16 protein-coding genes, 2 tRNA genes and 3 rRNA genes are annotated in these 23446 nt (G+C 66.4%); 9 read left to right on the top strand and 12 right to left on the bottom strand.

The genetic code is table 11. The features are described 5' to 3' along the window. The first annotated feature begins 174 nt into the window (after positions 1-174). Together hisA and hisF are read left to right on the top strand one after the other, a co-directional pair. On the top strand, positions 175-927 hold the full coding sequence (gene hisA, locus ACXAFN_RS06500) for a 1-(5-phosphoribosyl)-5-[(5-phosphoribosylamino)methylideneamino]imidazole-4-carboxamide isomerase (protein WP_474987226.1): 753 nt from the start codon (positions 175-177) through the stop codon (positions 925-927). A gap of 4 nt (positions 928-931) precedes the next feature. Then, positions 932-1705, top strand: coding sequence for an imidazole glycerol phosphate synthase subunit HisF (gene hisF / locus ACXAFN_RS06505; protein ID WP_474987228.1), 774 nt, complete (start codon positions 932-934; stop codon positions 1703-1705). 274 nt (positions 1706-1979) lie between these two features. Here hisF and ACXAFN_RS06510 read toward each other — a convergent pair whose 3' ends face one another. Next, the gene (locus ACXAFN_RS06510; RefSeq protein ID WP_474987230.1) at positions 1980-2561 is read right to left on the bottom strand and encodes a YjaG family protein; all 582 of its coding nucleotides are present in this window, start codon (positions 2559-2561) and stop codon (positions 1980-1982) included. A gap of 47 nt (positions 2562-2608) precedes the next feature. Next, complete coding sequence (locus ACXAFN_RS06515; RefSeq protein ID WP_474987231.1) at positions 2609-2902, bottom strand: MGMT family protein; 294 nt, start codon at positions 2900-2902, stop codon at positions 2609-2611. A gap of 48 nt (positions 2903-2950) precedes the next feature. Here ACXAFN_RS06515 and ACXAFN_RS06520 point away from each other — a divergent pair, with 48 nt between their 5' ends. After that, positions 2951-3640 carry a type 1 glutamine amidotransferase gene (locus tag ACXAFN_RS06520; RefSeq protein ID WP_474987233.1) on the top strand — a complete coding sequence of 230 codons (690 nt, stop codon included), beginning with the start codon at positions 2951-2953 and terminating at the stop codon, positions 3638-3640. Positions 3641-3643: 3 nt separating this feature from the next. Here ACXAFN_RS06520 and mnmH read toward each other — a convergent pair whose 3' ends face one another. The 5 genes from mnmH to ACXAFN_RS06545 all read right to left on the bottom strand — a co-directional run bounded on the left by mnmH (position 3644) and on the right by ACXAFN_RS06545 (position 8818). Further along, complete coding sequence (gene mnmH / locus ACXAFN_RS06525) at positions 3644-4768, bottom strand: tRNA 2-selenouridine(34) synthase MnmH (protein WP_474987235.1); 1125 nt, start codon at positions 4766-4768, stop codon at positions 3644-3646. Beyond that, the gene (selD, locus tag ACXAFN_RS06530) at positions 4765-5805 is read right to left on the bottom strand and encodes a selenide, water dikinase SelD (protein WP_474987236.1); all 1041 of its coding nucleotides are present in this window, start codon (positions 5803-5805) and stop codon (positions 4765-4767) included. The genes mnmH and selD overlap by 4 nt, the downstream gene beginning before the upstream one ends. Positions 5806-5889: 84 nt before the next feature. Beyond that, entirely contained in the window at positions 5890-7269 is a 1380-nt protein-coding gene (radA, locus tag ACXAFN_RS06535) for a DNA repair protein RadA (protein ID WP_474987238.1), read from the bottom strand. A 95-nt stretch (positions 7270-7364) separates the two neighbouring features. Beyond that, complete coding sequence (locus tag ACXAFN_RS06540) at positions 7365-7814, bottom strand: copper resistance protein NlpE N-terminal domain-containing protein (RefSeq protein WP_474987240.1); 450 nt, start codon at positions 7812-7814, stop codon at positions 7365-7367. A 107-nt stretch (positions 7815-7921) separates the two neighbouring features. Continuing rightward, a complete protein-coding gene (locus ACXAFN_RS06545) occupies positions 7922-8818 on the bottom strand; it encodes an AEC family transporter (RefSeq protein WP_474987242.1) in 897 nt (298 codons plus the stop codon). A 116-nt stretch (positions 8819-8934) separates the two neighbouring features. Between ACXAFN_RS06545 and hisC the strand changes: the two genes are divergently transcribed. From hisC to ACXAFN_RS06575, 6 genes are all read left to right on the top strand, one after another. Then, positions 8935-9990, top strand: coding sequence for a histidinol-phosphate transaminase (hisC, locus tag ACXAFN_RS06550; protein ID WP_474987244.1), 1056 nt, complete (start codon positions 8935-8937; stop codon positions 9988-9990). Positions 9991-10048: 58 nt separating this feature from the next. Next, positions 10049-10456: an SMU1112c/YaeR family gloxylase I-like metalloprotein gene (gene gloA2, locus ACXAFN_RS06555; RefSeq protein ID WP_474987246.1), complete on the top strand. Its 408-nt coding sequence runs from the start codon at positions 10049-10051 to the stop codon at positions 10454-10456. Continuing rightward, on the top strand, positions 10453-12252 hold the full coding sequence (locus tag ACXAFN_RS06560; protein ID WP_474987247.1) for a sensor histidine kinase: 1800 nt from the start codon (positions 10453-10455) through the stop codon (positions 12250-12252). Before gloA2 ends, ACXAFN_RS06560 begins: the two co-directional genes overlap by 4 nt. Further along, positions 12242-13624: a sigma-54-dependent transcriptional regulator gene (locus ACXAFN_RS06565; RefSeq protein ID WP_474987249.1), complete on the top strand. Its 1383-nt coding sequence runs from the start codon at positions 12242-12244 to the stop codon at positions 13622-13624. Before ACXAFN_RS06560 ends, ACXAFN_RS06565 begins: the two co-directional genes overlap by 11 nt. A 195-nt stretch (positions 13625-13819) precedes the next feature. Beyond that, positions 13820-14845, top strand: coding sequence for a TAXI family TRAP transporter solute-binding subunit (locus ACXAFN_RS06570; RefSeq protein ID WP_474987250.1), 1026 nt, complete (start codon positions 13820-13822; stop codon positions 14843-14845). 119 nt (positions 14846-14964) lie between these two features. Continuing rightward, positions 14965-17112, top strand: coding sequence for a TRAP transporter permease (locus ACXAFN_RS06575; RefSeq protein WP_474987251.1), 2148 nt, complete (start codon positions 14965-14967; stop codon positions 17110-17112). 557 nt (positions 17113-17669) lie between these two features. Here the strand turns inward: ACXAFN_RS06575 and rrf are convergent. The 5 genes from rrf to ACXAFN_RS06600 form a co-directional block, all read right to left on the bottom strand. Continuing rightward, a 5S ribosomal RNA gene (rrf, locus tag ACXAFN_RS06580) occupies positions 17670-17784 on the bottom strand. Positions 17785-17873: 89 nt separating this feature from the next. After that, a 23S ribosomal RNA gene (locus ACXAFN_RS06585) occupies positions 17874-20760 on the bottom strand. Positions 20761-20967: 207 nt separating this feature from the next. After that, positions 20968-21043: transfer RNA gene (locus ACXAFN_RS06590), tRNA-Ala, on the bottom strand. Positions 21044-21238: 195 nt separating this feature from the next. Continuing rightward, positions 21239-21315, bottom strand: a tRNA-Ile gene (locus tag ACXAFN_RS06595). Positions 21316-21410: 95 nt separating this feature from the next. Beyond that, positions 21411-22948, bottom strand: a 16S ribosomal RNA gene (locus ACXAFN_RS06600). The 16S, 23S and 5S rRNA genes sit together here with 2 tRNA genes alongside, the layout of an rRNA operon. Between the last annotated feature and the right edge of the window lie 498 nt (positions 22949-23446).

The raw sequence follows: 23446 nt of genomic DNA on the forward strand, positions 1-23446 counted from the left end.
GCCGAGGGCGCCCGCTGCCGCGCCCCGACAACTGGCTTTCCGGGCGCCCGCTGCCGCGCCCACGACAACTGGCTTTCCGGGCGCCCGCTGCCGCGCCCCGACAACTGACTTTCAGGGCGCCCGCTGACGCGCCCCGACAACAGGGCCCTTCGAAGCGCCCGTAGAGGACTGGACATGCTGGTAATCCCCGCCATCGATCTCAAGGACGGCAAGTGCGTCCGCCTCAAGCAGGGCCGGATGGACGATGCCACCACCTACGGCGACGACCCCGTGGCCATGGCCGCGCGCTGGGTCGAGGCCGGCGCCCGCCGCCTGCACCTGGTCGACCTCAACGGCGCCTTCGAGGGCGAGCCGGTCAACGGCGAGGCGGTCACCGCCATCGCACGCGCCTACCCGAACCTGCCGATCCAGATCGGCGGCGGCATCCGCTCGGCCGAGACCATCGAGCACTATCTGGCGTCCGGCGTCTCCCAGGTCATCATCGGCACCAAGGCGGTCAAGGAACCGGCCTTCGTCACCGAGATGTGCCAGGCCTTCGCCGGCCACGTGATCGTCGGCCTCGACGCCCGGGACGGCTTCGTGGCCACCGACGGCTGGGCCGAGGTCTCGACCCTGAAGGCCACCGAACTGGCCAAGCGCTTCGCCGACGACGGCGTGTCCTCGATCGTCTACACCGACATCGCCCGCGACGGCATGATGGGCGGCGTCAACGTCGAGGCCACCGCCGAGCTGGCCCGCGAGGGCGGCCTGCCGGTGATCGCCTCCGGCGGGGTGACCAACCTGGACGACCTGCGAGCGCTGATCGCGGCCGGCGAGCCCGGGATCCTGGGCGCCATCACCGGCCGCGCCATCTACGAGGGCAGCCTGGACGTGGCCGAGGCCCAGGCGCTGTGCGACGAACTCACCGGCCAACGCGACGGGAGCTGACATCATGGGACTCGCCAAGCGCATCATCCCCTGCCTGGACGTCGACGCCGGCCGGGTGGTCAAGGGGGTCAACTTCGTCGGCATCCGCGATGCCGGTGACCCGGTGGAGATCGCCAAGCGCTACAACCAGCAGGGCGCCGACGAGATCACCTTCCTCGACATCACCGCCAGCCACGAGGATCGCGGCACCACGGTGGAGATGGTCGAGCGCATCGCCGGCGAGGTGTTCATCCCGCTGACCGTGGGCGGCGGCATCCGTACCTGCGATGACATCCGCACCATGCTCAATGCCGGCGCCGACAAGGTGTCGATCAACACCGCCGCCGTGCACAACCCCGAGTTCGTGCATGAGGCTGCCGAGCGCTTCGGCAGCCAGTGCATCGTGGTGGCCATCGACGCCAAGCGGGTCTCCGCGGATGGCGAGGCGCCGCGCTGGGAGATCTTCACCCACGGCGGCCGCCGCCCCACCGGGCTCGACGCCGTGGAGTGGGCACAGAAGATGGTCGAGCTGGGCGCCGGCGAACTGCTGCTGACCAGCATGGACCGCGACGGCACCAAGACCGGCTTCGACATCGGCGTGACCCACGCCATCTCGGAAGCGGTGAGCGTGCCGGTGATCGCCTCCGGCGGCGTCGGCAACCTCGACCATCTGGTGGAAGGCGTCAAGGACGGCGGCGCCGACGCGGTGCTGGCGGCCAGCATCTTCCACTTCGGCGAGTACACCATCCCCGAGGCCAAGCGGTATATGGCCGAGCGCGGGATCGAGATGCGGCTGTAGGAAAAGGGGATTTATTGCTGCGCTCGACGACCTACAGGGATGTAGGAAGTGCGTAGGTTCGTCGGGAACGAACCTAGCAATCCTGACCGCCGGCGGTGCCGGTGCGCCGGCCCGGTCACTCTCCTCATGTAGCAGGCTACACTCCGGGAGCTGTGCTCCGGCGGCGATCAGCCTCTCATCGCTCGCGACATAAATCCTCGCTTTTCCTGTTCTTGAAACAAGCGAAGGGCTCACCTCCGGGTGAGCCCTTCGTCGTTCTGGCCGGCGCGCGCGATTACTCCTCGCCGCCGAGTCCCAGGTTGCTGACGCCCTCGTTGCGGCCCAGGCGGCGCAGCGCCTTCAGGCCCTCGCGGTCGAGCTCGCCTTCCACCGCCTCCAGTACCGCGTCCTGAAAGTCGTTCTCGTCTTCCATCAGCGGATGCTCGCGTACCAGGGCGGCGAGTCGCTGGTCGTCGTCCTCGCCCTCGGTCAGCTCGATGAAGGCCCGCACGCCGCCCCGGGACGTGCGACTGACCTCCAGCACCGCCTCGGGCGATTCGCCGCGCAGGGTGTCGAGCAGCGACGAGATCGCCACCACCGCCTCCAGGGCGCGACGCGCGCCGAAGCTGTCGTCCTCCGCCGGCGGCTCCAGGGCGGCCAGCTTCTCGGCCTGGCGTTCGAAGTCGATGCGCGCGTCCTTGACCGCCAGCCGCTCCCAGACCAGGTCGAGCACGGCGCGCAGCGCCCTGGGGTCGCCCTGGCCGGTGGCCTCGGCGTAGAAGGCATAGTTGGGCAACAGCCGCTCGCAAAGCGCCGCCATGAAGGCCTGCTGACGGCGCGCCGGAAGCGCCTGCAGGCGCTGAAAGAAACCGCTCATGGATTCTCCTTGGAATATCGCTGTCTCAGCATCGTCCCTGTGCTCACTCAAGGCCAGAGCCGTTCAGGGGCCACTCTGCCCCGCGCATCGAACGCCACGCCCTCGTCGATCAGCCGGCGGCGCTGCTCGTCCGCCCCGGGATGGTCGGCCAGCTTGCGCGAGGCGGTGATCACCCGGAACCACGGCAGGCCGTGCCCGGACGGCAGTTCGCGCAGGGCCCGGGCCACCAGCCGCGGCGTGGCCCCCTCGGTCATGGCGGCGATGCGCCCGTAGGTAGTGACCCGCCCCGGCGGGATCTCGGCCAGCACGGTGAGTATCTGTTCCTTGAGCGCCGCCTTCATGTACCCTGCCTTTCCTCATATATGGCTGATATCGGCGAGGTCGCCCGCATGCACGTTCACCTGCTCCAGCACAGCCCCAACCTGGGACCCGCCCGGCTCGGCGACTGGCTCGACAGCATGGGCCACAGCCACACCGTCTTTCATCTCGATGAGGGCGAACTGCCGCCGCGGCCCGGCGACGGCGACGCGCTGATCGTGCTCGATGCCCCCGAGGGCGAGCCGCCCGCCGACTGGGCGCGCGGCGAGCGCAAGCTGATCGAGCGTACCCTCGACGGCCGCACCCCGCTGCTCGGCATCGGCCATGGCGCCAAGCGGATCGCCGAGGCGCTGGGCGCCCCGGTGTCCCGCGGCACCCTGGCCGAGACCGGCTGGCAGGCCGTCACCCTGGCCGAGGCCAGCCCCTTCGACCTGCCGGAGCGCTTCGAGGCCTTCACCTGGCACCGCGAGGTGTTCGCCCTGCCCGAGGACGCCCTGCCCCTGGGCGGCACGGCGGCGAGCCCGCAGCAGGGTTTCGCCTGGGACGCCGGCCGCGTGGTGGGGCTGCTCTGCCACCTGGAGGCCACCGCCGCGAGCATCACCGCCATGCTCGACCACCTGCCGCGCCCCGAGGGCGATGCCGCAAGCCCGCATCGCCAGGAGCGCGACGACATTCTCGCCGATCCCAGGCGCTTCGACCGCCTGGCGCCGCTGCTCGACCGGCTGATGAGCCAGTGGCTGCGCAGCGCCCGAACGGCCTGAGGCTCAGGCCGGGGTCGCGGCGCGGGACACGCCCCGCCGCTCCGCCTCGGCGACCCAGTCCCGGGCGAAGGCCAGGCAGCTGTCCCAGTCGCCCACATGGAGGAAGCGCTGGTCGTCATGCTTCTCGAGCTGGTAGCGATACATGGGGTCGTAGTACTCGGTGAGCAGCGGCGCCAGCCAGGCCTCGTGGGCCTGGCGGTTACCGCGCTCGTGCTCGCGGAAGGCCAGCTCCTGCAAGCGCTGCAGGCGCGCCAGCCGGGCGCCGCCGAGGCGCTTCCTGAGCCGCGCCAGGGCGCCGGCCAGCTGCTTGCGCATCAGCGCCCAGCCCAGCCAGTCGCCGAACTGGTGGCGATAGATCGCCCACAGGTCGTCGATGTAGTCCTTGTGGATCTGCGCCAGCCGCCAGTCCAGCGGCATCTCGACGCGCACCCGCGGGGCGGCCTCCATGCCGTGCCAGAAGGTCAGCGGCACGTTGGCCGAGCCGATGTGGCGCGACTCGTCCTCCAGCACCACCGGCCCCGGCAGCTCGAGCAGCCGCCGGCCCATGGCGTGTTCGAAGTCGATCTGCGACGGCGCCGGCAGCGGATGGCGGCCGAAGGCCGAGCCCTTGTGGCGGGCGCAGCCCTCGAGGTCCAGCCCCTGATCCAGGGCGTCGATCAGCGCCGTCTTGGCGCAGCCGGTCAGCCCGCCGACCACCAGCAGCGGCTGTTCGGCGGCGGCGTCGATGCGCGCGCACAGCGCCTGGCGCATGGCCTTCCAGCCGCCGCGGATGCGCGGCCGGGTGATGCCGGACTCGGCCAGCCACTGCTGGGCGACCTGGGAACGCAGCCCGCCGCGAAAGCAGTAGACGATGGCGTCGGGATGCTGCTCCAGCGCCTGCCGCCAGGCCGCCACCCGGGCGGCCTTGAGCCCGCCGCCGACCAGCCGCTGGCCCAGTTCGATGGCGGCCTGCTGGCCGTGCTGCTTGTACTCGATGCCGACGAGATGGCGCTCAGCGTCGTCCATCAGCGGCAGGTTGATCGCCCCGGGCAAGGCGCCATGGGCGAACTCCACCGGGGCCCGCACGTCGATCAGGGTGCGCCCCTCGCGCAGCAGCTCGAGATCCGGCTCGACCAGCGGCAGGCTCACCCCTTCACCTCGAGCCGCGCCGCGCCGCGCTCGGCGACGATCTCGCCGAAGGGCGCGAGTTCGAGGCCGTGGGCGCGACCGACCCGCTCGACGTCGTCCTCCCAGGAGGGATGCACCGACAGCAGCAGGCCGCCGGAGGTCTGGGGATCGCACAGCCACTGCCAGTGGGCGTCGTCCATGGCCGGCAGCGCCGCGCCCAGGGCATCGCGGTTACGACGGCTGCCGCCGGGCACCGCGCCCTGGCGACGGTAGGCCTCGGCCTCGGCCAGGCGCGGCAGGCGGCGGAAGTCGATCCGCGCGGCCACGCCGCTGGCCTCGCAGACCTCGTTGAGGTGGCCGGCCAGGCCGAAGCCGGTCACGTCGGTCATGGCGTGCACGCCGGCAACCTTCGCCAGCTCGGTGCCGATGCGGTTGGACTCGAGCATGGTGCGCCGCGCCAGGCCCTGGTGGCCGGGCTGGAGCAGCCCCTTCTTCTCGGCGGTGGTCAGCAGGCCCACGCCCAGCGGCTTGGTCAAGTAGAGCAGGTCGCCGACCTGGGCGCCCTTGTTGAGCTTGAGGTGCTCGAGGTCGACCAGGCCGTTGACCGACAGGCCGAAGATCGGCTCCGGGGCATCGATGGAATGCCCGCCGGCCAGCGCCAGGCCCAGCTCGCGACAGACCGCCTGGGCACCGGCCACCACGTCGCCGGCGATATCCGGGCCGAGGGTGTCGATCGGCCAGCCGAGGATGCCCAGCGCCATGACCGGCGAGCCGCCCATGGCGAAGACGTCGCTGATCGCGTTGGTGGCGGCGATGCGGCCGAAGTCGAAGGGGTCGTCGACGATCGGCATGAAGAAGTCGGTGGTGGCGATCATGCCGCGGCCGTCGCCCAGGTCGTAGACGGCGGCGTCCTCGCGGCCCTGGTTGCCGACGATCAGCCGCGAGTGGCTGGCGCCCGGCCCGGCCTTGGCCAGGATGCCGTCGAGGACGTCGGGGGCGATCTTGCAGCCACAGCCGGCGCCATGGCTGTACTGCGTCAGGCGAATGGCACTCATCACGGTCTCCTTGGCGTCTTTACCGGCATTCTACAACACAGAGCCCCCGCCCCGTCGCTGAACGCCGATTTCACGCTCGCCGCGACACTACAACGCCTCCAGGGCATCGGCCAGCTTGTCCACGGCCACCACCTCCATGCCCTCGGGGGAGTGCTTGGGGGCGTTGGCGCGGGGCACGATGGCGCGGCGAAAGCCGTGCTTGGCGGCCTCGACGATGCGCTCCTGGCCGCTCGGCACCGGGCGGATCTCGCCGGACAGCCCCACCTCGCCGAACACCACCAGCTCGCGGGCCAGCGGCCGGTTCTGCAGGCTCGATACCACCGCGATCAGCACCGCCAGGTCGGCGCTGGTCTCGAGCACCTTGACCCCGCCGACCACGTTGAGGAAGACGTCCTGGTCGCCGGTGAACAGCCCGCCGTGGCGATGCAGCACCGCCAGCAGCATGGCCAGGCGGTTCTGGTCGAGGCCCACCGCCACCCGTCGCGGATTGCCCAGCGCCGAGTCGTCGAGCAGCGCCTGGACCTCGACGAGGATCGGCCGGGTGCCCTCCCAGACCACCATCACCAGGCTGCCCGGGGCCTGCTCCTCGGTGCGCGACAGGAAGATGGCGCTGGGATTCTTCACCTCCTTGAGGCCGTGTTCGAGCATCGCGAACACGCCCAGCTCGTTGACCGCGCCGAAGCGGTTCTTCTGGCCGCGCAGGGTGCGAAAGCGCGAGTCCGCGCCGCCTTCGAGCAGCAGCGAGGCATCGATCATGTGCTCGAGCACCTTGGGGCCGGCCAGGGTGCCGTCCTTGGTGACGTGGCCGACCAGCAGCAGCACGGTGCTGGACTGCTTGGCGAAGCGGGTCAGCGCCGCGGCGGACTCGCGCACCTGGGCCACCCCGCCCGGCGCCGAGGCGATGTCCTCGAGGTGGGTGGTCTGGATGGAGTCGATGATCAGGATGTCCGGCCGCTCGCGCTCGGCCACGCCGAGGATGGTCTCGATGCTGGTCTCGGCCAGCATCTTCAGGCCCTGGGTGGGCAGCTGCAGGCGGTGGGCGCGCATCGCCACCTGGGACAGCGACTCCTCGCCGGTGACGTAGAGCACGCTGCGCTGCTGGGCCAGCTTGCAGGCGGTCTGCAGCAGCAGGGTCGACTTGCCGGCGCCGGGATGGCCGCCCAGCAGCACCGCCGAGCCCGGCACCAGGCCGCCGCCCAGCACCCGGTCGAACTCCTCGAAGGTCGAGGACAGCCGCGGCACCTCGCTGAGGTCGACGTTGGCCAGGTCGACCACCTCCCGGGACACCGCCCCGGCGTAGCCGCCACGCGCCGCCGCGCCGCCTGCGCTGCCGGCCCCGGGTCGCGCGGCCGACAGCCGCACCTCGCTCAGGGTGTTCCATTCGCGGCAGCTCGCGCACTGGCCCTGCCACTTGCGGTATTCGGCACCGCACTCGGTGCACACGAAGGCGCTTTTCGCTTTGGCCATGGGAGGTCCGGGGCTAAGTTCTGGATGGCGGGCCCGAGGCCCAACGACGAGGGGCGACCGACCGGTCGCCCCTCTCGGCTACGTGACCGACCGCCTCACAGGCGCTTCAGGCGCAGCATCTCGTTGTTCTGGAAGCGGCGACGCTGGGGGTCGATCAGCTCCAGGGTCTGCGGGTCGAGGCGCAGGAAGTAGTAGGTCTGGCCCTCGCCCTGGGGCGTCAGCTCGTAGACGGTGGCCTCGGGGTTGTCGGCGGTGCCGTCGAGCACCTGCCAGTTGCCCGCGTAGTTCTCGTCCGGCGGATTCTGCGGATGGCCCCGGTAGGAGGCCTCGAGATCGAAGGTCCGTTCTGCGGCGGTGCTCTGGGCATCGCCCATCAGGGTCACGTCCAGGTCGATCCCCTCGCAGTTACGGCACGGCAGGGTGCCCTGATAGGTGCTTTCTGCGGTATCCATTCCGGGCTCGGTGGCTTGCCCGCCCGGGCCGCCCGCACAGCCTGCCAGCAGGGCAAGCATCGCGGAGCCGGCCAGCAACGTCCTGATTTGCATCTTCGTCCTCCTAACCAATGGGCATGACGCCGCCTTCGCGGCAGCCTGCCCCACAGCATAACCTCTCGTGGTAGTAGCGGACAGTCCGATCCGCCGTCGGGTTCCCCTCAGCCGGCCATCGGCCTGACGTGCTCGAACACCTGCCACAGCACCAGCGGCATCACCACCAGGCTGCCGAGGTTGCCGATCAGCACCAGCGAGGCCACCCGATGGGGCTCCTGGCGATACTGCTCGGCCACCAGGTAGTTGAGCACCGCCGGCGGCAGGGCGGCGAACACCCACAGCGCGGCCGCCGCGACGCCGGACAGCTCCAGCCAGGCGACCAGCGGCCAGGCCAGCAACAGCCCGGAGAGCGGGCACAGCACGGCACCGAGCGCCCCGCTGCGCCAGTCGTCGAAGTCGATGTCGAGCATCCGCACGCCGAGGGCGAACAGCATCAGCGGGATGCAGACCCCGCCCAGCATGTCCATGGCCTCCAGCAGCCAGCCGGGCAGCGACACGCCGGCCAGGTTGACGCCGAGCCCCGCCAGGCTGGCCAGCACGATGGGCATGCGCAGCAGCCGCCACAGCGGCGTGCGCGGATCGAGCAGATAGAGCCCCACCGAGAAGTGCAGCAGCATCTCGACGATGAACAGCACCACCGCGGCCGGCAGCGCCGCCTCGCCGAAGGCCAGCACGATCAGCGGCACGCCCATGTTGCCGGCGTTGTTGAACATCATCGGCGGCAGGAAGGTCTTCGCCTCGAGGCCCAGCAGCCGAACCAGCGGCCACAGCAGCAACCCCGAGCCGAGCACCACCACCAGGCCGGCCAGGGCCAGGCGCGCGTAGTCGGTCAGCGGTGCCTCGCGGTCGGCCAGCACCGCGAACACCAGCAGCGGCACGAACAGCTCCATGTTGAGGGTGTTGAGGCTGCGGATGTCGGGGCGCCGATAGCGGCCGTAGAGGGTCCCGCAGCCGGCGATAAGGAACACCGGCAGCAGCGAGGCAAGGATCTGACCGATCATCGGGGCTTTCCTAGCAGGCGAATCGATGCGGCACAGCCTACCACGGAGGCCGGCTTGCGCGGGGGGCCCGGGCGGGCGACCATGGCCGCATTGCCCCGCGACCCGAGAAGTGAAGAATGAGCAAGTTCTGGAGCCCCAAGGTCCGCGAGCTGACGCCCTACGTCCCCGGCGAGCAGCCCCGCGAGCGTCTGGTCAAGCTGAACACCAACGAGAACCCCTATCCGCCGGCGCCGGGCGTCGAGGCGGTGCTGCGGGAGTTCCCGGCCGACCACCTGCGCCGCTACCCCGATCCCGAGTCCCGCGCCCTGCGCGAGGCCCTGGCCCGGGACCTCGGCGTCGAGGTGGAGCAGGTGTTCGTCGGCAACGGCTCCGACGAGGTGCTGGCCCTGGCCTTCCAGGCCTTCTTCTGCCACGACCGGCCGCTGGAGATGCCGGCCATCACCTACAGCTTCTATCCGGTGTACTGCCGGCTCTATGACGTGGAGCGTCGCGCCCTGCCGCTGGACGCCGAGTGGCGCGTCGACCTCCAGGCCTTCTCGCCGGACGCCGGCGGCGCCATCTTCGCCAACCCCAACGCCCCGACCGGCCACGGCCACGACCGCGAGGCGATCGCCGGCCTGCTGGAGCGCATCACCGAGTCGGTGGTGCTGGTCGACGAGGCCTACGTGGACTTCGGCGGCGAGAGCGCCGTGCCGCTGGTCGAGCGCTACCCCAACCTGCTGGTCACCGGCACCTTCTCCAAGTCGCGCAGCCTGGCCGGCCTGCGGCTCGGCTACGCGGTGGGCTCGCGGGAGCTGATCGAGGGGCTCGAGCGGGTCAAGGACTCCTTCAACTCCTATCCGATCGACAGCCTGGCCAGCGCCATCGGCATCGCCTCGCTGGAGGATCGCGAGCACTTCGAGGCCTGCCGCGAGGCGGTGATCACCACCCGCGAGCGCACCCGCACCCGCCTCGAGGGCCTGGGCTTCCGGGTGCTGCCGTCGCAGAGCAACTTCCTGCTGGTCAGCCATCCGTCGCAGGACGCCGCCCAGCTGTTCGTCGGCCTGCGCGAGCGCGGCATCCTGGTCCGCCACTTCAACACCGAGGCGCTGAGCGGCTGGCTGCGCATCTCCATCGGCACCGAGGACGAGATGGACAGCCTGGTCGAGGTCCTGGAAGGCCTCTGCCGCTGAGCCGAGTTTCCCCGGCGGGGCGCATCGCCCCGCCCGCTCCCCATCGACGAGTCATTCCATGAGCGAGCAACGATTGCCGCTGGGCGGCGTGCATCACGTGGCCCTGATCACCGCCGACTATCCGCGGGCCAGGCGCTTCTACCTCGAGGTACTGGACGCCGAGATCCTCCACGAGACCTATCGCGAGGCCCGTGACAGCCACAAGCTCGACCTGCGCCTGCCCGGCGGCATCCGCCTCGAGCTGTTCTCCTTTCCCACGCCTCCGCCACGCCCCAGCTATCCCGAGGCCTGCGGCCTGCGCCATCTGGCGCTCGCCACGCCGGAGCTGGATGCCTGCGTGGCCCTGCTCGAGGCCCGCGGCGTCTCCCCCGAGCCGATCCGCATCGACGAGATCACCGGCGCCCGCTTCACCTTCTTCAGCGATCCAGACGGCACCCCCATCGAGCTGTACGAAGCCGCCCCGTGAACGCCACGGCCACCGTGACGCGCCCCTGGCGCATCGCCCTGCTGAGCGCCACCGGCCTGCTGGCGGCCGCCCTGTGGTGGGGCGCCTGGCAGTGGCAGTTCCAGCAGTCGCTGGAGGTCGCCCGCCAGCATGCCGATAACCGGCTGTCGCTGTACTCCACCACCCTGGAGGGCGCCCTGGCGCGCTTCGCCTACCTGCCGAGGCTGCTGGCCGGCCAGCCGCGGATTCGCGCGGCGGCGGACGATGCCTCGGGCGCCGTCCTCGAACGCGCCAACCGCTATCTCGAGCGGGTCGCTGCGGACGCCGGGGCCGAGGCCATCTTCCTGCTCGACCGGCGAGGCCATACCGTGGCCAGCAGCAACCACGCCACCGCGGACAGCTTCATCGGCCACCACTACGGTTTCCGCCCCTACTTCCAGGATGCCCTGGACGAGGGCGCGGGCGAGTTCTTCGCCATCGGCAGCACCACCGAACGCGCGGGCTACTTCGTCTCGGCGCCGGTGACCTCGGCCGCCGACGGCCGGGCGGTGGGGGTGGTGGCCATCAAGGTGGCGCTGGAATCGCTGCAGGCGAGCTGGCGCCGCGCCGGGGAGACGGTGCTGCTCTCCGACGCCAACGGCGTGGTGATCCTCTCCAGCCGACCCGGCTGGCGGTACCGAACCCTCGCCCCGATCGCCCCCGCCGCCATGGACGAGATCCGCCAGCAGCGCCAGTTCCTCGAGCGGCCTCTCGAACGGCTCGGCCGAGTGCTGGCCGACGGTTCGCTGACGATCGGCGGCGGCTCCGTCAGCGAGCGCTACCTGGACCTGTCGCGGGAGCAGCGGCGGCTGGGCTGGACCATGCATTACCTGGTGCCGATGCGACCGCTCTACCTGGACGCCCGCAACGCCTTCCTGGCGGCGGCGGGCGCGAGCCTGGTGCTGGTGCTGCTCGCGCTGTGGCTGCGCGAACGCCAGAAGCGCCATCGCCTGAGGGACCGCGAGGCACGCATCGTCCGCGAGGCCAACGAGCGGCTCGAATCGCGGGTCATCGAGCGCACCCGGGCGCTGCAGGAGGCCCAGGAGGAGCTGGTACAGGCCGGCAAGCTGGCCTCGCTCGGCACCATGGCGGCCGGCATCGCCCATGAGCTGAACCAGCCGCTCTCGGGCATTCGCACCTATGCCGCCAACGGCGTTCGCCTGCTGACCAAGGGCCGCGAAGAGGCGGCCGCGAGCAACTTCACGCGCATCCAGTCGCTGTGCGATCGTCAGGATGCGCTGATCCGTCAGCTCAGGCTGTTCGCTCGCCGCGGCGGCAGCCGCGAACCCATCGATCTCGAAGAGCGCCTGACCTTCGTGCTGGAGCTGCTCGACGAGCGCATTCGCCGCCAGGGCGTCGAGGTGGTGATCGAGCATGGCGAGGCGCCGGGTCGACCCGTCCTCGGCGATGCGCTGCGCATCGAGCAGCTGCTCACCAACCTGCTGCGCAACGCCCTGGATGCCCTGGCGCCGGTCGAGCGGTCGCGACTGGCCATCGCCCTGGCGGCCGGCGAGGAAAGCATGACGCTGCGGATCGCCGACAACGGTCCGGGCATCGACGAGGCCATCCTGTCGCGCCTCTTCGATCCCTTCTTCACCACCAAGGCGGTGGGCGACGGCCTGGGGCTGGGGCTGTTCATCTGCTTCGGCATCGTCCAGGACCTGGAGGGCCGCATCACCGCCACCAATCTCGAGCGGGGCGGCGCCTGCTTCGAGGTCGCCCTGCCCCTCGCCACGGCACCGCCCTCATCCGCAGGAGATCCCCAGGATGCCGACTGAAGACACTCTCCCCGTGTGGCTGGTGGACGACGACCCGGACGTCAGGGAGTCGCTGAGCCAGTGGCTGGAGGTCTCGGAGCTGGCGGTGCGCACCTTCGACGCCGCGACGCCGGCCCTCGAAGCCCTGCGTCACGACGCCCCCTGCGGCGTGCTGGTCAGCGACGTCAAGATGCCGGGCATGGACGGCCTGGCGCTGCTCGATGCCGTCCAGGCGCTCGAGATGCCGCCCCCGGTGGTGCTCATCACCGGCCACGGCGACGTGCCCATGGCGGTCGCCGCCATGCAGGCCGGCTGCTGGGACTTCGTGGAGAAGCCCTTCGCGCCGGAGCGCCTCGAGGAGTGCGTGCGCCGCGCCCTCGCACAGCGACGACTGGCGCGGGAAAACGAGCGCCTCAGGCGGACCCTCCGCCAGGGCGACCTGGCGAGCCGCCTGCTGGGCCAGGCGCCGGCCATGGTGGCCCTGCGCCGCCAGCTCGAGACACTGGCCCCGGTGCGGGCCAACGTCTTGGTCTACGGCGAGACCGGCAGCGGCAAGGAGGTGGTCGCCCGCTGCCTGCATGAGTTCGGCCCCGGCGGCGAGGCCCCGTTCGTGGCCCTCAACTGCGGCGCCCTGGCCCCCGAGCTGGTCGAGTCGGAGCTGTTCGGCCACGAGAAAGGTGCCTTCACCGGGGCTCACGGCCGGCGCATCGGCAAGCTGGAGCATGCCAGCGGCGGCACCCTGTTCCTCGACGAAGTCGAGTCGCTGCCGCTGAGCGCCCAGGTCAAGCTGCTGCGCGCCCTGCAGGAGGGCGAGATCACGCCGCTGGGCAGCAACGCGGTGCGCCCGGTGGACCTGCGCGTGGTGGCGGCCGCCAAGGCCGACCTGCCGACCCTGGTGCGGGAGGGACGATTCCGCGAGGACCTCTACTATCGGCTGGCGATCACCGAGCTGCGCCTGCCAGCCTTGCGGGAACGCCGCGAGGACGTCGCGACGCTGTTCGGCCACTTCTGCCGACAGGCCGCCGCGGTCCACGAGCGCGACGCGCCAGAGGCGACTCCCGCGCTGCTCCAGGCCCTCGAACGGCAGCCGTGGCCGGGCAACCTGCGCCAGCTGCGTAATGCCGCCACCCGCTTCGTGCTGGGGCTCGAGATTCCCGGGCTCGAAGAGGGCGGGGAGAGCGAGCCCGGCTCGCTGAACGCCCAGGTCGCCGCCTTCGAATGCGCCCTGCTGCGGGCCGCCCTGGGTCGGCACGGCGGCAATATCCAGGCGGTGATGGAAGAGCTGGAACTGCCCCGGCGAACCCTCAACCAGAAGATGCTCCGGCACGGGCTGCGCCGCGAGGCCTTCCTCGATCCCGAAGCCCCCGAGTCCACCGACCCGAGCGATGCCTGACGGATCGGCCATTTCCTGCCGACGATGCCGTTCAGCATCGGCAAGAAATGGCCGACAACCGGGCGGACGCTCCCGAACGACGCCCCCTTGATCGCCCCAACATACTGAAGAAAAAGCAAAAGCCTCTTGTTGGCAGGCTTGTCGCTATATCAGCGAGCCAGTCATCAAAATAACTCGCTTGCGACGGAGGCTCGTATGCAAAAACGCCAGTTCCTGAAACTCGCCCTGACCCTCTCCACCGCCACCGCGCTCGGCCTGGGCGCATCCGTGGCCTCCGCCGAGTCCAGCGAAGGCGGCGGTCAGTACATCATGGGCACGGCTACCACCGGTGGCACCTTCTATCCCGTCGGCGTCGCCCTCTCGACCCTGGTGCGGGTCAAGCTCGAGCCCACCCATGGCCTCTCGGTCTCTGCCATCAGTTCGGCCGGCTCGGCGGAGAACCTGCGCCTGATGGATACCGACGAGGCGCAGTTCGGCATCATCCAGGCCCTCTACGGCGCCTGGGCCTGGAACGGCAGCGGCCCGGTGCCCAAGGCCTACAAGGACATCCGCTCGGTGTCCATGCTGTGGCAGAACGTCGAACACTTCGTGGTGCGCAACGAGCTGGTGGATACCGGCACCATCGACGACCTGACCGGCCTGTATGACCATGGCTTCTCCATCGGCGCGCGCAACTCCGGCACCGAAGGCTCCGGTCGGCAAATTCTTGCCGGTCTCGACATCGACCCGGAGCAAATGGACCTGGCCTACCTGGGCTACAGCGCCAGCGCCGAAGCCATGCAGAACGGCAACATCGACGGCATGAACATCCCGGCCGGCGCCCCGGCCTCGGCGGTCACCAGTGCCTTCGCCAACATGGGCGACGATATCAGCGTGCTGGATGTCAGCGAGGATCAGCTGGCACGCATCAACCAGGAGTTCCCGGTCTGGAGCCCCTACCGGATCGACGCCGACACCTATCCGGGCCAGGACGAGGCCATCCATACCATCGCCCAGCCCAACATCCTGGTGGTCAATGCCGAGGTGCCCGACGAGGACGTCTACCAGATCACCAAGGCGATGTACGAGAACCTGCCGTTCCTCAACAACATCCACCCCGCCACGCGCGCCATGGCGCTGGAGAAGGCCCTCGACGGCCTGCCGATGCCGCTGCACCCCGGCGCGGCCCGCTTCTTCGAGGAGCAGGGGCTGGAGATTCCGGCCGCCCTGATCGCCGACTGACGACCCGTCCCGCGACCCGCCGTCGATCCCCGGGAACGGGGTTCGGCGGCCACTCGAGGCACTGTCGACGGTAGCGACCTTCACCTCTGGCCGCCGCCGTCCGCTCCAGGAGAGCTTCCATGAACACCACACCCGCAAGCGAGGTCCGAGACGAGTCGGCCCGCGAGGCCCCGGCGCGTCTCGATCACCCCTGGCTGGGGCGACTGCTGTTCGGCCTGACCATCGTCATCGCCCTGACCCACCTCTACTTCAACACCTTCAGCACCCTGTCCGAGGTCTGGACCAGCGCGCTGCACTTCGGCCTGTTCGGCCTACTGTGCGCGCTGGCCGTGCCGATGCTCCACACCGCCAAGCCGTCGCGACGCCGGCTGGTGCTGGTGGTCGATATCCTGCTGGGCCTGGCGGCGGTGGGCTGCGCGCTCTACCTGATCGCCTTCGAGGATGCGCTCTACGACCGCGGCGTGCGTTTCTCGACCGCCGACTGGGTCGTGTCCATCGTCGCCCTGGGCCTGATACTGGAATTCGCCCGCCGCACCACCGGCTGGTTCATCCCGGCGCTGTGCCTGGTCGCCCTGACCTACGTGGCCTGGTGGGGCCAGTACGTCGGCGGGGTGTTCAACTTCCCCGGGCTGAGCTGGGAAACCGTGCTGTTCCGGAGCTACATGGGCGGCGAGGGCATGCTGGGCTCCATCGCCCGCATCTCCTGGTCGTACGTGTTCATGTTCATCCTGTTCGGCGCCTTCCTGGTGCGCTCGGGGGCCGGCGACTTCATCATCGAGCTGGCGCGCTGCGCCGCCGGACGCTTCGTCGGCGGACCGGGATTCGTGGCCGTCTTCGCCTCCGGCCTGATGGGCTCGGTCTCCGGCTCCAGCGTCGCCAACACCGTCTCCACCGGCGTCATCACCATCCCGATGATGCGCAAGGCCGGCTTCCCGGCGCGCTTCGCCGCCGGCGTCGAGGCCGCCGCCTCCACCGGTGGCCAGTTGATGCCTCCGGTGATGGGCGCGGGCGCCTTCATCATGGCGTCCTACACCCAGGTCTCATACCTCTCCATCATCGGCATCGCCGCCCTGCCGGCGCTGCTGTACTTCATCTCCGTCGCCATGTTCGTGCGCATCGAGGCCAAGCGCAGCCATGCCCACCAACTGGCCGACGAGGACGCTCCGAGCTTTGCGACCGTGCTCAAGGGCGGCTGGCACTACCTGCTGCCGCTGGTGGTGCTGGTCGCGGCCCTGATCTACGGCTTCACGCCCACCTATGCCGCGGGTATCGCCATCCTCTCGGTGGTGGCCGCCTCCTGGTTGTCGAAGACGCCGATGACCGTCAGCGCCATCCTCGAGGCCCTGTCGCTCGGCGCCCGCAACATGATCACCACCGCCATCCTGCTGATGACGGTCGGGCTGATCGTCAATGTGGTCTCCACCACCGGCATCGGCAACGTCTTCTCGCTGATGATCACCGACTGGGCCGGCGGCAGCCTGCTGATCACCCTGGTGCTGATCGCCGTGGCTTCCCTGGTGCTGGGCATGGGCCTGCCGGTCACCGCGGCCTACATCGTGCTGGGCACCCTGTCGGCGCCGGCGCTCTACGGCCTGATGGCCCAGGATCAGTTGATCGACCTGCTGATGAGCGGCCAGCTCCCCGAACAGGCCAGGGCCATCTTCATGCTGGCCGCACCCGACCAGCTGGCCGCCCTGAACGCGCCGATGGATGCCGCCTCGGCCAGGGAGCTGCTGTCGGTGGTGCCGGACAACTTCCGCAGCCAGCTCTACGAGCAGGCGCTGTCGCCGCACACCCTGACCATGCTGCTGGTCGCGGCCCACATGGTGATCTTCTGGCTGTCCCAGGACTCCAATGTCACTCCCCCGGTGTGCCTGACCGCCTTCGCCGCGGCGGCCATCGCCGAGACGCCGCAGATGCGTACCGGCTTCACCGCCTGGAAGATCGCCAAGGGGCTGTACATCATCCCGCTGCTGTTCGTGTGGTCGCCGCTGATCACTGGCTCGGCGCTCGACATGGTCACGGTGTTCGTGTTCGCCGCGTTCGGGATCTACGCCATCATCGCCGGGCTCGAGGGCTACCTGGAACACGAGCTGCCCTGGTGGTTACGCCTCGGCATGTTCCCGATCGGCGCGCTGATGCTGTGGCCCCATGGCAACCTGGCCCTGGACCTGCTCGGCCTGGCCATCTTCGTCGCGGTGCTGCTGTGGAGCTATCGCCAGGGTCGGCACGCGGCACCCCTCGCGGCGACCGTCCAGCCCGGATAAGCCCCTCCCGGTAGACGAAGAACAGGCCTCCGGCATTCGCCGGAGGCCTGTTTTTTTGCACGCCCGATGGCGACAGCTATCCCGCAGGCTCCCTCGTCGTGCGCCCCCCAAGGAAGCGCCCAAGGTCGGTCGGCTCGACGCCCCTCCCCATCGATGCACTTGCCGATCCCACGGCAACGGCCAGACATGGAGCGAACCGAGCCTTTCGGCCCGAGGGCTTTTCGGAGAGATGCCGGCCATGGCCGAATCGCCCATCACCCGACCCGTCCTTTAGGCATGACAAACCCGAGCCATACGGCCTAAAGGTTTCTTGGCAAGGACCAGGGCGGCTTACCATTCGGACATAAAAAACCCCGGGCCATTCGGCCCGGGGTTTTCTCGGAAGTGATGCCTGACGATGATCGGGCCGGCCCTCCGGCGGCCGGCGCCCCGGTGCTCTCCAGGGAAGCTCCCCGGCCCCAGGCCGCCCGCCATGCAGCCTGTCTGCTGCCGGATCTTTTCGCCCGGGCATGAAAAAACCCCGAGCCTTGTGGGCTCGAGGTTTTCTCGGAATAGATGCCTGACGATGACCTACTCTCGCATGGGAACTCCCACACTACCATCGGCGCTGAGCGGTTTCACTGCTGAGTTCGGCATGGGATCAGGTGGTTCCCGCACGCTATGGTCGTCAGGCGAAAAAGGGCAATGCAAATCATGCTGACGAGATGCGTCTCGCGTATCCGGCGTCGTCTGTTGTCATCGACAGACCACTTGGGTGTTATATGGTCAAGCCTCACGGACAATTAGTATCGGTTAGCTCAACGCCTTGCAGCGCTTCCACATCCGACCTATCAACCAGCTGGTCTTGCTGGGTCCTTCAGGAGGCTCGAGGCCTCGGGGAGATCTCATCTTGAAGGGGGCTTCCCGCTTAGATGCTTTCAGCGGTTATCCCGTCCGTACATAGCTACCCGGCAATGCCACTGGCGTGACAACCGGAACACCAGAGGTACGTCCACTCCGGTCCTCTCGTACTAGGAGCAGCGCTTCTCAAATCTCCAACGCCCACGGCAGATAGGGACCGAACTGTCTCACGACGTTCTAAACCCAGCTCGCGTACCACTTTAAATGGCGAACAGCCATACCCTTGGGACCGACTTCAGCCCCAGGATGTGATGAGCCGACATCGAGGTGCCAAACACCGCCGTCGATGTGAACTCTTGGGCGGTATCAGCCTGTTATCCCCGGAGTACCTTTTATCCGTTGAGCGATGGCCCTTCCATACAGAACCACCGGATCACTAGAACCTACTTTCGTACCTGCTCGACGTGTCTGTCTCGCAGTTAAGCACCCTTATGCTCTTGCACTCATTGCACGATTTCCAACCGTGCTGAGGGTACCTTCGTGCTCCTCCGTTACGCTTTGGGAGGAGACCGCCCCAGTCAAACTACCCACCACACACGGTCCTCGATCCGGATCACGGACCTGAGTTAGAACGCCAATGATGCCAGGCTGGTATTTCAAGGTTGGCTCCACTCGATCTGGCGACCGGGTTTCCAAGCCTCCCAGCTATCCTACACAAGCAACATCAGCGTCCAGTGTGAAGCTGTAGTAAAGGTTCACGGGGTCTTTCCGTCTAGCCGCGGGTACACAGCATCTTCACTGCGATTTCAATTTCACTGAGTCTCGGGTGGAGACAGCGTGGCCATCATTACGCCATTCGTGCAGGTCGGAACTTACCCGACAAGGAATTTCGCTACCTTAGGACCGTTATAGTTACGGCCGCCGTTTACCGGGGCTTCGATCAGGAGCTTCGCCGAAGCTAACACCATCAATTAACCTTCCGGCACCGGGCAGGCGTCATACCCTATACGTCCGCTTACGCGTTTGCAGAGTACTGTGTTTTTAATAAACAGTTGCAGCCACCTGGTATCTTCGACCGCGTCGGGCTCTGGGAGCGAGTCCCTTCACCCTAATGCGGCGTGCCTTCTCCCGAAGTTACGGCACCATTTTGCCTAGTTCCTTCACCCGAGTTCTCTCAAGCGCCTTGGTATTCTCTACCTGACCACCTGTGTCGGTTTGGGGTACGGTCCCACTGTATCTGAAGCTTAGAGGCTTTTCCTGGAAGCGTGGCATCGATGACTTCCAGACCGTAGTCTGTTCGTCTCGTCTCTCGGCCTTGGGGTACCGGATTTGCCTGATTCCCCAGCCTACTGACTTTCACCAGGACAACCAACGCCTGGCTCACCTAGCCTTCTTCGTCCCCCCATCGCAATACAGTGAGGTACGGGAATATTGACCCGTTTCCCATCGACTACGCCTTTCGGCCTCGCCTTAGGGGCCGACTCACTCTGCTCCGATTAGCGTCGAACAGAAACCCTTGGTCTTCCGGCGGGGGAGTTTTTCACTCCCCTTATCGTTACTCATGTCAGCATTCGCACTCGTGATACCTCCAGCCCACTTCTCAATGGACCTTCGTCGGCGTACACGACGCTCCTCTACCGCGCATCATTCGATGCACCCGTAGCTTCGGTACCTGGTTTGAGCCCCGTTACATCTTCCGCGCAGGCCGACTCGACTAGTGAGCTATTACGCTTTCTTTAAAGGATGGCTGCTTCTAAGCCAACCTCCTAGCTGTCTAAGCCTTCCCACATCGTTTCCCACTTAACCAGGATTTCGGGACCTTAGCTGACGGTCTGGGTTGTTTCCCTTTTCACAACGGACGTTAGCACCCGCTGTGTGTCTCCCACGCTGCACTCACCGGTATTCGGAGTTTGCCTCGGGTTGGTAAGTCGGGATGACCCCCTAGCCGAAACAGTGCTCTACCCCCGGCGGTGATACGTGAGGCGCTACCTAAATAGCTTTCGAGGAGAACCAGCTATCTCCGGGCTTGATTAGCCTTTCACTCCGATCCACAAGTCATCCAAATCTTTTTCAACAGATCCTGGTTCGGTCCTCCAGTTGATGTTACTCAACCTTCAACCTGCTCATGGATAGATCGCCCGGTTTCGGGTCTATATCCAGCGACTGGTCGCCCAGTTAAGACTCGGTTTCCCTACGCCTCCCCTATACGGTTAAGCTCGCCACTGAATATAAGTCGCTGACCCATTATACAAAAGGTACGCGGTCACACTACGAGAGTGCTCCCACTGCTTGTACGCATACGGTTTCAGGATCTATTTCACTCCCCTCTCCGGGGTTCTTTTCGCCTTTCCCTCACGGTACTGGTTCACTATCGGTCAGCCAGGAGTATTTAGCCTTGGAGGATGGTCCCCCCGTCTTCAGTCAAGGTTTCACGTGCCCCGACCTACTCGATTTCACGGGATCAGGCTTTCGACTACGGGGCTATCACCCTGTATCGCTGAGTTTCCCAACTCATTCGCCTAACCTGTCACCCGCTTAAGGGCTGGTCCCCGTTCGCTCGCCGCTACTGGGGGAATCTCGGTTGATTTCTGTTCCTCGGGGTACTTAGATGTTTCAGTTCCCCCGGTTCGCCTCCTGCACCTATGGATTCAGTGCAGGATACTCAGGTTACCCTGAGTGGGTTTCCCCATTCGGAAATGCCCGGGTCGCAGGTTGTTTGCCACCTCGCCGAGCCTTATCGCAGGCTTCCACGTCCTTCATCGCCTCTGGCTGCCAAGGCATCCACCGTATGCGCTTCATCGCTTGACCATATAACCCCAAGGGGTCTGATCCGCGATGACAACAACGACAATTGCCGGATACGCTTGAGACGTATCTCATGCCCTTTCCCGGGTAGGAAAGGGACTTTGTCAGCATGATTCACATTGTTAAAGAGCAACTGTTCAGAGAACAGTGAGAAACGCTAGCGATAACGCTTGCCACTGGTCACGAAACGGTCATCGACTGTCGGGAGAATGGTGGAGCCTAGCGGGATCGAACCGCTGACCTCCTGCGTGCAAGGCAGGCGCTCTCCCAGCTGAGCTAAGGCCCCTCTGACGCCCTGTAGAAACAGGAAATTTGAGCAAGACGAGGCGCTTTCGCCGACGTGTAGCCTGCTACACGCGCTGGAAAGCAACGACGTATTACACAAATTTTGGTGGGTCTGGGCAGACTTGAAAAAACCCGGCGACCTCACCCTTCTCTTTTTGACACCCTGGGGTGCGCTCCAACCAACTGAGCGAGAGAATGGTGGGTCTGGGCAGACTTGAACTGCCGACCTCACCCTTATCAGGGGTGCGCTCTAACCAACTGAGCTACAGACCCATTGGTCACGCTGGGTCTATACCCAAACAGTCTTTGCTCTGGCCGATCAGGTAATTCATTGTGGACACTTGCCGAGGGTCGGTGACGTCGTCGATTAAGGAGGTGATCCAGCCGCAGGTTCCCCTACGGCTACCTTGTTACGACTTCACCCCAGTCATGAACCACACCGTGGTGATCGCCCTCCGAAGTTAGGCTAACCACTTCTGGTGCAGTCCACTCCCATGGTGTGACGGGCGGTGTGTACAAGGCCCGGGAACGTATTCACCGTGACATTCTGATTCACGATTACTAGCGATTCCGACTTCACGGAGTCGAGTTGCAGACTCCGATCCGGACTGAGACCGGCTTTATGAGATTAGCTCCACCTCGCGGTATTGCCACCCTCTGTACCGGCCATTGTAGCACGTGTGTAGCCCTACTCGTAAGGGCCATGATGACCTGACGTCGTCCCCACCTTCCTCCGGTTTGTCACCGGCAGTCTCCCTAGAGTTCCCGACCGAATCGCTGGCAAATAGGGACAAGGGTTGCGCTCGTTACGGGACTTAACCCAACATTTCACAACACGAGCTGACGACGGCCATGCAGCACCTGTCTGAGCGTTCCCGAAGGCACCAATCCATCTCTGGAAAGTTCGCTCGATGTCAAGAGTAGGTAAGGTTCTTCGCGTTGCATCGAATTAAACCACATGCTCCACCGCTTGTGCGGGCCCCCGTCAATTCATTTGAGTTTTAACCTTGCGGCCGTACTCCCCAGGCGGTCGACTTATCGCGTTAACTGCGCCACAAAGGTCTCGAGGACCCCAACGGCTAGTCGACATCGTTTACGGCGTGGACTACCAGGGTATCTAATCCTGTTTGCTACCCACGCTTTCGCACCTCAGCGTCAGTGTCAGTCCAGAAGGCCGCCTTCGCCACTGGTATTCCTCCCGATCTCTACGCATTTCACCGCTACACCGGGAATTCTACCTTCCTCTCCTGCACTCTAGCCTGACAGTTCCGGATGCCGTTCCCAGGTTGAGCCCGGGGCTTTCACAACCGGCTTATCAAGCCGCCTACGCGCGCTTTACGCCCAGTAATTCCGATTAACGCTCGCACCCTCCGTATTACCGCGGCTGCTGGCACGGAGTTAGCCGGTGCTTCTTCTGTGAGTGATGTCTCTCTTGCAGGGTATTAACCCACAAGCGTTCTTCCTCACTGAAAGTGCTTTACAACCCGAGGGCCTTCTTCACACACGCGGCATGGCTGGATCAGGCTTTCGCCCATTGTCCAATATTCCCCACTGCTGCCTCCCGTAGGAGTTCGGGCCGTGTCTCAGTCCCGATGTGGCTGATCATCCTCTCAGACCAGCTACGGATCGCGGCCTTGGTGAGCCATTACCTCACCAACTAGCTAATCCGACATAGGCTCATCCGATAGCGCAAGGTCCGAAGATCCCCTGCTTTCTCCCGTAGGACGTATGCGGTATTAGCCTGGGTTTCCCCAGGTTATCCCCCACTACCGGGCAGATTCCTATGCATTACTCACCCGTCCGCCGCTCGACGCCTGGAAGCAAGCTTCCATCGTTTCCGCTCGACTTGCATGTGTTAGGCCTGCCACCAGCGTTCAATCTGAGCCATGATCAAACTCTTCAGTTTAAAAGCTTGATAGTGCATTGAGTGCACCAAACTTGGCTCAAGGTTCAAACGTCTCGTTTGACGAGTCGCTTGCCTTGATATTCAGTGACTGGTCACCGAACCTCTCGACAAGCGCCCACATGAATTACCTGATCGATTGTTAAAGAGCATCTCGCATTGCCGTGCCGCTTGGCCCGGCGCCCTGCGAGGAAGGCGTATTCTACGTGATCGGCACCTCAAGTCAACCCTGCGTTTCGCTGCATTCGAAGCGAACCGGGCGACCGAAACAGTGGCTCCAACTCTGCGAGCCGACCTCCGATCGAGTGGGGCGCATTCTACCGAATCCGCTGCGCTTGTCAACCAGGCCATTTCGAAACGCTTCGAAAAACCCTCGGCAAAACAAGCACTTTCGCCACTCATCACCGCCTGCAACGTTGCCCGTCGCCGGCAGCGGATGCGTACTTTACGGATTCTCCCGGCACCACGCAAGGACTTTTTTACCGAATCGTGTCGCGGGGA

The organism is Halomonas sp. ABH4_019 (assembly GCF_056159885.1).

Coding starts and splice junctions, on each gene's coding strand:
- ACXAFN_RS06545 (WP_474987242.1), bottom strand. CDS start 8,818: ATGATCGGTCAGATCCTTGCCTCGCTGCTGCCGGTGTTCCTTATCGCC.
- ACXAFN_RS06565 (WP_474987249.1), top strand. CDS start 12,242: ATGCCGACTGAAGACACTCTCCCCGTGTGGCTGGTGGACGACGACCCG.
- hisA (WP_474987226.1), top strand. CDS start 175: ATGCTGGTAATCCCCGCCATCGATCTCAAGGACGGCAAGTGCGTCCGC.
- radA (WP_474987238.1), bottom strand. CDS start 7,269: ATGGCCAAAGCGAAAAGCGCCTTCGTGTGCACCGAGTGCGGTGCCGAA.
- ACXAFN_RS06520 (WP_474987233.1), top strand. CDS start 2,951: ATGCACGTTCACCTGCTCCAGCACAGCCCCAACCTGGGACCCGCCCGG.
- hisF (WP_474987228.1), top strand. CDS start 932: ATGGGACTCGCCAAGCGCATCATCCCCTGCCTGGACGTCGACGCCGGC.
- ACXAFN_RS06510 (WP_474987230.1), bottom strand. CDS start 2,561: ATGAGCGGTTTCTTTCAGCGCCTGCAGGCGCTTCCGGCGCGCCGTCAG.
- ACXAFN_RS06570 (WP_474987250.1), top strand. CDS start 13,820: ATGCAAAAACGCCAGTTCCTGAAACTCGCCCTGACCCTCTCCACCGCC.
- ACXAFN_RS06540 (WP_474987240.1), bottom strand. CDS start 7,814: ATGCAAATCAGGACGTTGCTGGCCGGCTCCGCGATGCTTGCCCTGCTG.
- ACXAFN_RS06575 (WP_474987251.1), top strand. CDS start 14,965: ATGAACACCACACCCGCAAGCGAGGTCCGAGACGAGTCGGCCCGCGAG.
- hisC (WP_474987244.1), top strand. CDS start 8,935: ATGAGCAAGTTCTGGAGCCCCAAGGTCCGCGAGCTGACGCCCTACGTC.
- gloA2 (WP_474987246.1), top strand. CDS start 10,049: ATGAGCGAGCAACGATTGCCGCTGGGCGGCGTGCATCACGTGGCCCTG.
- ACXAFN_RS06515 (WP_474987231.1), bottom strand. CDS start 2,902: ATGAAGGCGGCGCTCAAGGAACAGATACTCACCGTGCTGGCCGAGATC.